The organism is Psychrobacter sp. 1U2 (assembly GCF_051847575.1).
Genome location: NZ_JBPYDC010000826.1, coordinates 1 through 816 on the forward strand (window position 1 = coordinate 1; position 816 = coordinate 816).

Sequence of the window (816 nt, forward strand, 5' to 3'; positions counted from 1 at the left end):
CTGCTGGCTGAGATTATTAATGTGTTGCTCTAGTTGTACACCCTTAGCTTTTAGCCTATCAAGCTGATTGGGCATGGCAGTCTTTGATAAGCTTACGCGTGCAGCCGCCGTATCTAACACGCTTACCGCTTTATCGGGCAATTGTCTGTCACTGATATAACGTGCTGATAACTCGACCGCCGCTTGTAGCGCATCATCGTCTATTAATATACCGAAATGCGCTTGCATCTTGGCACTCAAACCACGAATCATCGCGACCGCCGTATCGATATCAGGCTCATCTACTTTGACGACTTGGAAACGGCGCGATAAAGCAGCGTCTTTTTCGAAGTATTTTTTGTACTCTGACCAAGTAGTAGCAGCAATCGTTCTTAGCTCACCGCGTGCCAGTGCCGGCTTAAGTAAGTTTGCCGCATCATTTTGACTAGCCTGCCCGCCAGCACCGATAAGCGTGTGCGCCTCATCGATGAACAAGATAATTGGGTGTAATGAAGCTTGAACTTCTTCGATGACTTGCTTTAAGCGGTTTTCAAACTCACCTTTGACACTTGCGCCTGCTTGCAGTAGCCCCATGTCGAGACTGCGTATCGTCACATCTTTTAATTGATCAGGGACGTAACCTGCGACTATCTTTTGTGCCAAGCCTTCTACCACAGCAGTTTTACCAACGCCTGCCTCACCCGTCAAAATAGGATTGTTTTGGCGACGGCGAATCAAAATATCGATCAGTTGATGAATCTCAAACTCGCGACCAATGACTGGGTCTATTTGTTCAGCTCTGGCCTTGGCGGTTAGATCATAAGTATATTTATCCAA

1 protein-coding gene is annotated in these 816 nt (G+C 46.9%); it reads right to left on the bottom strand.

The window, feature by feature from the left end; translation table 11 throughout:
- Positions 1-816: AAA family ATPase (locus ACS8FD_RS18970; RefSeq protein ID WP_439277000.1), on the bottom strand; the 816-nt coding region annotated here is incomplete at both ends.